The organism is Exiguobacterium sp. s183, from assembly GCF_018617655.1.
GTDB classification, from domain to species: Bacteria; Bacillota; Bacilli; order Exiguobacteriales; family Exiguobacteriaceae; genus Exiguobacterium; species Exiguobacterium aestuarii_A.
Genome location: NZ_JACSKN010000001.1, coordinates 1,046,326 through 1,056,676 on the forward strand (window position 1 = coordinate 1,046,326; position 10,351 = coordinate 1,056,676).

Consider the following 10,351-nt stretch of genomic DNA (forward strand, 5'->3'; position numbering starts at 1 on the left):
TTCTTATCCCTCCATCATTAGAAGTGCTGGGTCTTCGAGCAAGCGTTTCACCATGTTAAGAGCGTTTTGTGCAGTCGCACCGTCGATGAGGCGGTGGTCAAAGCTGAATGAAAGTGCAAGTACTGGCGCAGCAACGATTTCACCGTTCTTCACGACAGCTTTCTCAGCGATACGGCCGATACCAAGAATTGCAACTTCTGGGTGGTTGATGACAGGTGTGAACCATTGTCCACCAGCAGAACCGATGTTTGTGATTGTGATCGATCCACCTTTCATGTCTTCCCCAGCGAGCTTACCTTCACGAGCTTTACCTGCAAGTTCGTTAATGTTTGTAGCAAGTGCATAGATTGATTTACGGTCTGCATCTTTTACGACTGGTACAACGAGTCCGTTGTCCGTGTCAGCTGCGATACCGATGTTGTAATAGTTTTTGTAAACGATTTCTTCGTTCACATCATCGATTGAAGCGTTGATTGTTGGGAATGCTTTCGCTGCAGCAGTCAATGCTTTCACGACGAATGGCAAGTACGTGAGTTTCACGCCTTGGTCAGCCGCGACTTGTTTGAAGTCTTTGCGGAGTGCGACGAGTTTTGTAACGTCGACTTCGTCCATGAGCGTAACGTGTGGTGCAGTGTGTTTCGAGTTAACCATTGCTTTCGAGATGGCTTTACGGATTCCACGGATTTTCTCACGTGTTTCAAGTTCTGGAGTCGCTGACTCGTAAGGCTTGATTTCCGTTTTCGCAGCTGCTGCTGGTGCTACAGATTCTGTTTTCTCTGTTGTAGCTTCTGCAGACGGTGCTTCACCGTTCGCGAATGCATCGATGTCTTCTTTCAAGACACGACCGTTGTCGCCAGAACCGTTTACTTCACGGATGTCGACACCTTTTTCACGTGCATATTTACGGACAGATGGCATTGCGATGACACGCTCAGATTTGTGAAGTTGAACGTCGCGTGGCGCGTCTTCTTTCACATCTTCTTTTACGTCTTCTGTCTTCTCTTCTGCTTTCGGTTGTTCAGGTGTTTCTTCTTCACCTGCTGGTGCGTCGCCTTCGATGTCAAACGTAATGAGGACGTCGCCGACTACGGCAACTGTACCTTCAGAAACTTTAACTTCTTTGACTGTACCGTCGACTGGAGCTGGGATTTCAACGACTGCTTTGTCGTTTTGTACTTCTAAAAGAACATCGTCCTCTTTGACCGTATCCCCTGCTTTTACGAACCACTTGACGATTTCACCTTCGTGAATACCTTCACCGATATCTGGTAATTTAAATTCAAATACTGCCACTGGTTTTTCCTCCCATCAATTCATCATGTAAACACGACAAGGGAGAAGATTCTCCCTTATCATTTATTCGACACGATCTTAGAAGTTCACAACTTCCTTAACTTTTGCAACGACATCTTTATGGTCTGGTAACCACATGTCTTCACCTTGTGCAAATGCGAAGACTGTGTCTGGTGCAGTTACTCGAAGAACTGGTGCTTCGAGGTGAAGAATTGCGCGTTCTTGAATTTCAGTTACAACGTTCGCAGCGATACCTGCTTGACGTTGTGCCTCTTGAACGACGATCGCACGACCTGTTTTCTTAACAGATTCTACGATTGTGTCGATATCAAGCGGGCTCACTGTCATGAGGTCGATGACTTCAACGTTGATGTTTTCTTTTTCGAGCTCTTCCGCTGCTTTAAGTGAAGTGTGCACCATCGCACCGTAAGTGATGATTGAAACGTCTGTACCTTCACGTTTCACATCTGCTTTACCGAGTTCGATTGTGTAATCACCTTCAGGTACTTCGCCACGGAACGAACGATACAATTTCATGTGCTCGAGGAACACAACTGGGTCGTTGTCACGGATTGACGCGATCAACAAACCTTTTGCATCGTAAGGAGTTGATGGAATAACGACTTTAAGACCAGGTGTCTGAGCCATCAAACCTTCAAGGCTATCCGCGTGAAGCTCAGGTGTCTTAACTCCACCACCGAATGGTGAACGGATTGTGATTGGTTGGCTGTAAGCGCCGCCTGAACGGTAACGCATACGTGCCATTTGAGCTGCAATTGAGTCAAATACTTCGAATACGAATCCGAAGAACTGGACTTCCATGATTGGACGGAATCCAGTAAGACCTAGACCGATTGCAAGACCACCAATCCCTGATTCAGCGAGTGGCGTGTCAAAGACACGGTCTTCGCCGAGCTCGTCTTGGAGACCTTCCGTCGCACGGAATACCCCACCGTTTTTACCAACGTCTTCTCCGAAGAGAAGTACTTTCTCGTCGCGTTTCATTTCAACGCGCATCGCATCAGTAATCGCTTGGATCATTGTCATTTGAGCCATAACTTACTTCGACTCCTTTGCAGTATATTCTTCAAGCTGTTCTTTCAAGTTTGAAGGAAGTTCTTCGAACATGTTGTTGATGAAGTCCGAAACTTTTTGTTTTGGTTCTTTGTCAGCTTGGCTGATTGCTTCTTTCACATCAGCTTTCGCTTGCTCGATCACTTCGTTCTCCATGTCTTCGTTCCAGAGCTTCTTGTTCTCGAGGAAGAGACGGAAACGTACGAGTGGATCTTTTTCTTGATACTCTGTGTCGAGTTCTTTTGTACGGTAACGTGTTGGGTCATCCCCAGCGAGCGTGTGTGGTCCGTAACGGTAAGTGAGTGACTCGATGAGTGTTGGTGTTCCTTCGAGTGCGTCTACGCGAGCTTGTTGTGTCGCTGCAAGTACTGCAAGAACGTCCATTCCGTCTACTTGGATTCCGTTGATTCCAGCTGCAACAGCTTTTTGCGCGATCGTTTTAGCTGCTGTTTGCTTCTCAACTGGTGTCGAAATAGCGAAGCGGTTGTTTTGAACGACGAAGATTGCTGGTGATTTGAATGCACCTGCAAAGTTCAATCCTTCATAGAAGTCACCTTGTGATGAGCCACCGTCCCCTGTGTAAGTAATAGCGACATTTTTGTTGCCGTTGCGTTTGAGGCCCATAGCCACACCCGCAGTTTGAATGATTTGTGCACCGATGATGATTTGCGGCATCAATACGTTGACACCTTCAGGGATGCGGTTTCCTGCCACGTGTCCACGTGAGAACAAGAACGCTTGATAAAGCGGAAGTCCGTGGAATACGAGTTGTGGAATATCACGGTATCCTGGAAGGATCCAGTCCTCTTTGTCGAGCGCGTATTGCGTCCCGATCATCGTCGCTTCTTGACCTGCCACTGGCGCGTAGAATCCTAGGCGTCCTTGACGGTTAAGTGAGATGGCGCGTTGGTCCCAGATTCGAGTATAGACCATGCGGCGCATGAGTTCCTGAAGTTGCTCGTCCGTTAGGTCAGGCATTGCGTCTTGGTTGACGACCTCACCCTTCTCGTCGAGAATACGGAACGTTTGGAAGTTTTCTTCCACGTTTTGAAGTACCTGAACGTTGTTCATTCGTTTCACCTCATCCTTTCAACTATGAGACAATTGTCTTTTTTGTGATCAAACACTATCTCAAATCTTACGTGTATCTGTCCAAAAAAGCAATCTGTATTAACGTAATTCAGGAAAGTTATGCTCTCCTGCCGTTTCCTAGTTAGTATAAAACGGGTTGTTATAATAACGCAAAAAATATGCTTATCGAAATAAAACGCTTACATTCAAGGGATATGACCTTCATTTTGTCTCTGTATCATTTTCGTTTCACCTTCTGTACCATCCACATTCTTCTCTCTTTAAATATGATATAATCAATCATATACGTTTTATAGAAAGGAAGTTGCACATGTTAACGATGAAAGACGTCATTCGCGAAGGAGACGAACGACTTCGCGCACGTTCAATTGAAGTACCGATTCCGCCAACCGAAGAGGACTTGGCGCTACTCGACGAGATGGAGACGTTCCTCGTCAATAGTCAAGACCCAGAGATGAGCGAAAAATACGAGTTACGAGGTGGTGTCGGAATCGCCGCGCCACAACTCGGTGTAACCCGTCGTTTCTTCACAGTCTTACTACAAGAAGAGGAAGAAACGTTCAAACTCTCAATCTTCAATCCTAAAATCACGAGCCACTCCGTCGAACAGACATTTTTAAATGGTGGGGAAGGATGTTTGTCGGTCGACCGCGTGGTCAAAGGAAATGTACCTCGTTTTCGTCGAATCACATTAGAAGGGTTTGACCGAGACGGACAACCAATCAAGCTTCGTCTTCGGGGAATGCGCGCGATCGTGTGTCAGCACGAGCTCGACCATTTGGACGGTATTTTATTCTATGACCGAATCAATACGTCGAATCCGCTAGACACATACGGCGAACCGATCTAACATGTTTAGCTCGAGAAAAAGGGCACTGTTGTTACTATTCCCATTTTTATTTCTTTTAATCGGCGGATGTGTGCGCATTAATTACGATGCGACCGTGCATTACGATCAATCCGTTTCACTCGAAACCACTTATGCTTTCCGCGAACACCCAGTGATGAAGTTGCTCAATCTCAGACTCGACTGGGATACGTGGAAGGAGCAGGCGGAGGATAATGGGTACGAGACTGAAGATTATTCGAGCGCCGATGATTATGAAGGGATGGTCTTGAAGAAGACGTTCAGCAATGTGGATGAGTTACAACAGATTAAAGAAGAATGGAAAACCGGTCCAGCCGGAATTCTCGTCCCACCTGACATTCAATTCGATATCGAGCAACGAGAAGGCATCTGGTTCGACTCTTACACGATGCAGACGAACCTCGATCTTCGACTAGATCAGGTTGACTTACCTGGTGTCGAACTGTCGGGTTCACCTAAGAAATTAGCTGAACGATATATCCGGCAAGCCGATATCCGCTTTAATTTAACCGTTCCGACCGGCGTGTTCGTGGAAGACGGGACTGGCCTTGACCTTCGCTCCATGAAGCATGTCGAGTGGCAAGTGTACGGAGGACGCCAAAATAATTTAACACTCGTCGCCCATGTGCCAAACGTTAAAGCATGGGTGATCACCATCATCGTATTTGTCGCAGCGATTATTTTAGGGTATTTCATTTGGCGTAAATATCGAAAAAACATCGGCAACCCTAGGGAAACATCGATTCGTTCACGCCTGTTAGGGTTATTGATTGTCTCCCTTTCACTCGTATTGATTGTCGGGACATTCCGACAAGAATTGGCGAATGAGCGACAAACCGAGGCGATTCGCCAAGCGTCGCAGACGAACGAGTTTATCCCTACTTTCGCGGTGCATGGTCTACTCGGGACTGACCGAACGTTCCTCCGCTTCTCGCAAGCGATGGAACAGAGCGGTCAGGCGACCGACGGCGCCCTTTGTACAGTTACCGTCAAAGGAAAAACCGACTGCGAAATTTATGACTATAGTTCGAATCGTCCAATCGTTCGAATCGAGTTCGAGGATGCAGAAGCTTCTTTGAACAATCAAACGAAATGGTTAAATGCTGCCATTGAAACGTATAAGAAAACGAGAAATCGCTCATTCGAACGCATGTATATCCTCGGTCATAGTATGGGTGGCGTTGCGGCTGCCAACTACATTTTGAATCAGGACACATACATCATCGATAAGTTCGTCACGTTCGATAGTCCATTCGGGGGCACCCGACTTGCAAACTTCGGCCTATCGGCTAGTAACTTTGGAATCAACACAGGTAGCCCTGCCATCCGTGACTTATCACCGAATTCGGATGGGTTACAGGCCTTCCAGTCAAAACTTGAGACGTGGCCACGATCTGTCCAAGTCCTCTCCTTCTCTGGACGAGGCGGCGAGTTCAATTTGATCGAGCCGGAAAGTTCTCTGTTACTCGAAGAGTATACGAATAATATTCAAACAGAGACCGTACCGTACGACCATTTCTCACTTCACCGTAAAAGTGACGTCTTGAAAGATACTGGAAAATTCTTATACGAATATACAAATGAGTTTAATCCAATCGAGACGAACTAACGTCAAAACAGCTATCCCCAATCTGAGGATAGCTGTTTTTTAGTATGTCATCGTCCATGTCACTTTTTGAAGCCAATACATCACGTACTTTCCGAGTGGGAGATCGGTTTGAATCTCGTCATATGCTACAGTGTACGTTCCGTTCTCGTTATTCCATAAGCGATTGAAATAATCGTCTACTTCATCAAAGAAAGCTGTATCGTCTTCTCCTTTTACCTCGACGTCTGCCTCAAGGTTGTAATCGTTCATATTTCGTGTCGTATAATTCCCTGAGCCTAGGACGACTGTCTTCTCTTCCCCGTCCACATAGAGGATTTTTGGATGATATTGTTCTTTGCCGACATCATACCAACGAATTTCGATTTGTTCAGGATTGACGGTATTCAGTTCTACCGTCACAGGTAAGTTCGGCAATCCCGATTTTGAACGACCAAATGCGTTCGTATTCGGGTCGAGAATCATGTTCACGGTCACGCCTCGACCGGCGGCATCTTCAATCGCTTGAATGATATTTCGGTCAGCCAAGTAGAACATACCAATCCATATCGTATCCCCTTCCGTCGCCCCGTTCATCGCATCGAGCACCGACTCCTGAATCTTCCCTTCCGTGACGTAACGAATCTCCATCGGCGCCTCGGTCGGTTCGCTCTCAATCGTTGACAACGCCTCATCATCCGGGAAACGTCGCGCATCGCCTTTGGAGAACGTCGCGACCGCTTGCTCCCCTTCCACAATTTCTTTTAAAATAGGGCCTTTTAAATGGACACCGACGTTAGAGTGATATCCACTTGCATCATGCGGGTTCGCCGATAGCACAAACCCTTCATTTTCTGTCACCATCACTTTTCGATGGTTCGCTTTAATGTTCAGTAATCGTAAATACGCCCGGACGGTAATATCCGGTGCCGACGAGGCCATCGGATTCGGCAACCAGCCGTCCTGACTATTCCCAAACCATTGAATCGCCATCCGATAAAACGTGGAGTACAAAATGTTCGGGTCACGAAGTGCGTCGAGATTCGTGTATACGACTTCGACTCCCGCCTCTTCAAGCACATCGAAGTGGTCGGAAACGTGTCCGTTATACGTCGTATTGATATCGTCTGTAATAAAGACGACCTTCAAATCCGGGTATCGCTCCATCTGCTCTAGAAGAGCTGATGACAATCGCGATGTGATATCCGGATATTGTCGGTCTTCATTGGAATATGGATTGAATAAGAAAAAGTCCATGACGATATATTCCTCAGCTTCTCGAATCGCTCGCTCGACTTCCTTAAAAATTTCTTGCTCGACAATCTCCGTATCCTCTCCTTGATATGTCAAATCATGAAGAAAATCGATTTGATCGTCTGAAATGAGATATGGTTCAGATTGTCGTGACACCCCATCCGGTAACGGTTTCACTTGATGATACACAAGTGTGATGAGAAAAATGACCGCGATGATGACCAATCCCCACTTGAGCCATCCTTTTTTCCCTTTTTCCTTAGCCATGAGTTCCCCTCCTCCTTCGCGGTTCAAAAAACGGGCTGTAGTCACCTACAGCCCGTTCGATCATACTTCCATAATAATCGGCAGGACCATCGGGTGTCTCCGCGTCTTTTGTGCCAAATACGGTGTGAGCGTATCAGATACGAGTTGCTTCATCTCCGACCACTTCATCTGTTTATTTGACAACCCTTGCTCGACCGTTTTCTTCAACAGACGTTCGCCGTCACGAATCAAGCTACCTGATTCACGCATATAGACGAATCCACGCGAGATGATATCCGGTCCTGAAACGAGTTTACGTGTTTTGCCATCGATACTGATGACAACGACGACAAGTCCATCTTCAGAAAGGATACGACGATCCCTTAATACAATATTCCCGATATCGCCGATTCCATTCCCATCAATGTAAACGGCGTTCGCAGAAATTTTACCAGTGACCGCAGCCGACTCAGAATCGACAGCGAGCACTTCTCCGTTATCCATGACGAAGCTATTTTCTTTCGGAATCCCGACTGATTCAGCAAGCTCCGCATGTTTCTTCAGCATGCGATACTCTCCGTGAATCGGCATAAAGAATTTTGGATTGAGAAGACGAATCATTAACAACTGTTCTTGTTGTGAACCGTGTCCAGACGTATGAATGTTCGTCAATTTCCCGTACACGACGTCAGCCCCTGCTTTATACAACTGGTCAATCGTCTTCCCGACCGAGATGGCGTTCCCCGGAATCGGAGAAGATGAGAAGATGACCGTGTCTCCTGGGATAATCGACACTTGACGGTGTGTTCCGTTCGCGATACGACTAAGCGCGGCCATCGGTTCACCTTGTGAACCGGTACAAAGAATGGCAATCTCGTTCGGGTCATAGTGACGCATTTGATTCGCTTCAATGATCATCCCTTTCGGAACGTTGATGAATCCGAGCTCTTGCCCGATCGTCATGACTTTCTCCATGGAACGACCGAAAATCATGAGATGACGCCCAGTCTCAGCACAAGCATCGACGACTTGTTGTAAACGATAAATGTTCGATGCGAATGTGGCGAAGATGATTCGACCGTCCGCTTTACGGAACGTCTCGCTAATCGTCCCCCCGACGACGCTCTCACTCATCGTGAAGCCTTCGACTTCCGCATTTGTCGAATCAGACAAGAGGCAGAGCACGCCTTCTTTTCCGATTTCCGCCATCTTCGCGAGGTCGGCAGGTTCACCGACTGGAGTGAAGTCGAACTTGAAGTCACCTGTATGGACGATGTTCCCCTGTGGTGTTTTGACGACAACACCGAGCGAGTTCGGAATCGAGTGCGTCGTCCGGAAGAACGAAATGCTCGTTTTACGGAACTTGATGAGTGAATCCTCATCGATTTCGTGGAGTTCCGCTTCACGCAACAATCCATGCTCCTCGAGTTTTACTTTAATCAAACCGAGCGCAAGTTTCGTCGCATAAATCGGTAATTGGACTTGCTTGAGTAAGAATGGAATTCCCCCGATATGGTCTTCGTGACCGTGCGTGATGAATACCCCTTTTACCTTGTCCTTGTTTTTAATCAAATACGAGTAATCCGGAATCACATAGTCAATCCCAAGCAAGTCATCCTCTGGGAACATGATTCCCGCATCGATGACGATGATTTCATCTTGGAATTGAACAACGTATGTGTTCTTCCCGATTTCTCCTAGTCCGCCTAATGCGAACACGGCTGTTTGGTGGTTCTTAACAAACTTCATTTAATCTCTCCTTACTTCAATTATTAATACATCTATGTGAAACATAAGTGATTCTCGAATATGTCCGTAAGATTCTTTTTTCATTATAGCTCATATCATGGCAATATTTCACTAACGATGTGATATTCGTGGTAGTTTCCCTATTTCGTGTTATCCTTTTAGTGGGATCGAAAAACATATTTTTTAGACAAAGAGAAAGAATGGTGAATCAAATGGAAGATCAAAAAGTTGTTTTTTTCGACATTGACGGCACACTCTTGCATGAAGGTAGCTATATTCCACCTTCAACGATTTCAGCGATTCAAGCGCTTCGTGAAAACGGCGTCGAGACATTTATCGCGACGGGACGAGGACCAGCGATGTTATCAGATATCCCGGAACGTGTCGGAATCGATAGCCTCGTTTGTTACAACGGTCAAATCGTCGTGCATAAAGGTGAAATCGTGTATCGCAACACCCTATCTAAAGATGCGCTCGGTCGTTTGACGACTCATGCCGCTTCGAACGACCATACTCTCGTCTACCTGGGACAAGATCGCGGCGGCGCTTCAAAACCGGATGACGCCATCGTCAAGCAATCACTCGGAGAACTCGACATGCCGATTCCTCGCTACGAACCAAACTTCCACGCAGAAGAAGACGTCTATCAGACGCTCCTTTACTGTACACCTGAAGATGAGCATCACTATCTCGATGCCTATCATGAGTTCGACTTCATCCGCTGGCATCCACATGCGATGGACGTCATCAATAAAGGTGCTAGTAAAGCCGACGGCATTCGTCACTTTATCGAAGCGAACGGTTATCGACTTGAGAATACGTACGCGTTTGGAGACGCTTTGAACGACTTGGCCATGCTCCAATATGTAGGGACAGGGATTGCCATGGGAAATGCTCGTTCTGAAGCGAAAGACGTTGCGGACTTTGTGACGAAATCGATTCTTGAAGATGGCATCGAATATGGATTGAAAGCGATGAAATTAATGTGAACTACTCGCCACTTATTTGCCTCACAAATTGAAGGGGGAGCTTCTTGGGAAGACCGTACTTTTACTAGCCACGGTTGTTTACCAAGCTCGTCGGGTGGTTCCCACCCTGAAGGATGTTCAGTCGGCCAACATCAATAGGTTGATGCTCGCGTTGATGTCACGGTCATGATGCGCGCCACAGACACATGTCCATTCACGGAC

General features: G+C 46.7%; 9 protein-coding genes. 3 read left to right on the top strand and 6 right to left on the bottom strand.

The genetic code is table 11. The features are described 5' to 3' along the window. Positions 1-3 precede the first annotated feature (3 nt). The 3 genes from KNP62_RS05570 to pdhA form a co-directional block, all read right to left on the bottom strand. The gene (locus KNP62_RS05570; RefSeq protein WP_015881260.1) at positions 4-1,293 is read right to left on the bottom strand and encodes a dihydrolipoamide acetyltransferase family protein; all 1,290 of its coding nucleotides are present in this window, start codon (positions 1,291-1,293) and stop codon (positions 4-6) included. Positions 1,294-1,371: 78 nt separating this feature from the next. Next, positions 1,372-2,349, bottom strand: a complete 978-nt coding sequence (locus KNP62_RS05575) for an alpha-ketoacid dehydrogenase subunit beta (protein WP_074034993.1) — start codon at positions 2,347-2,349, stop codon at positions 1,372-1,374. A 3-nt stretch (positions 2,350-2,352) separates the two neighbouring features. After that, positions 2,353-3,438 (bottom strand): pyruvate dehydrogenase (acetyl-transferring) E1 component subunit alpha, encoded by a 1,086-nt coding sequence (gene pdhA / locus KNP62_RS05580; RefSeq protein WP_015881258.1) that lies wholly within the window; start codon positions 3,436-3,438, stop codon positions 2,353-2,355. Between the two features lie 331 nt (positions 3,439-3,769). On the opposite strand from pdhA, the gene def reads away from it, so the two are divergent. Both def and KNP62_RS05590 read left to right on the top strand, forming a co-directional pair. Continuing rightward, positions 3,770-4,309, top strand: coding sequence for a peptide deformylase (gene def / locus KNP62_RS05585; protein ID WP_214783980.1), 540 nt, complete (start codon positions 3,770-3,772; stop codon positions 4,307-4,309). A 1-nt stretch (position 4,310) separates the two neighbouring features. Beyond that, positions 4,311-5,936, top strand: coding sequence for an alpha/beta hydrolase (locus KNP62_RS05590; protein ID WP_214783983.1), 1,626 nt, complete (start codon positions 4,311-4,313; stop codon positions 5,934-5,936). 39 nt (positions 5,937-5,975) lie between these two features. On the opposite strand, the gene KNP62_RS05595 is transcribed toward KNP62_RS05590, so the two are convergent. Both KNP62_RS05595 and rnjA read right to left on the bottom strand, forming a co-directional pair. Next, positions 5,976-7,433, bottom strand: coding sequence for a phospholipase D family protein (locus tag KNP62_RS05595; protein WP_214783986.1), 1,458 nt, complete (start codon positions 7,431-7,433; stop codon positions 5,976-5,978). 60 nt (positions 7,434-7,493) lie between these two features. Further along, entirely contained in the window at positions 7,494-9,161 is a 1,668-nt protein-coding gene (gene rnjA, locus KNP62_RS05600; protein ID WP_015881254.1) for a ribonuclease J1, read from the bottom strand. A gap of 200 nt (positions 9,162-9,361) precedes the next feature. Between rnjA and KNP62_RS05605 the strand changes: the two genes are divergently transcribed. Then, positions 9,362-10,150 carry a Cof-type HAD-IIB family hydrolase gene (locus KNP62_RS05605; protein WP_214783989.1) on the top strand — a complete coding sequence of 263 codons (789 nt, stop codon included), beginning with the start codon at positions 9,362-9,364 and terminating at the stop codon, positions 10,148-10,150. Positions 10,151-10,267: 117 nt separating this feature from the next. Here KNP62_RS05605 and KNP62_RS15730 read toward each other — a convergent pair. After that, positions 10,268-10,351: zinc ribbon domain-containing protein (locus tag KNP62_RS15730; protein ID WP_214784096.1), on the bottom strand; the 84-nt coding region annotated here is incomplete at its 5' end.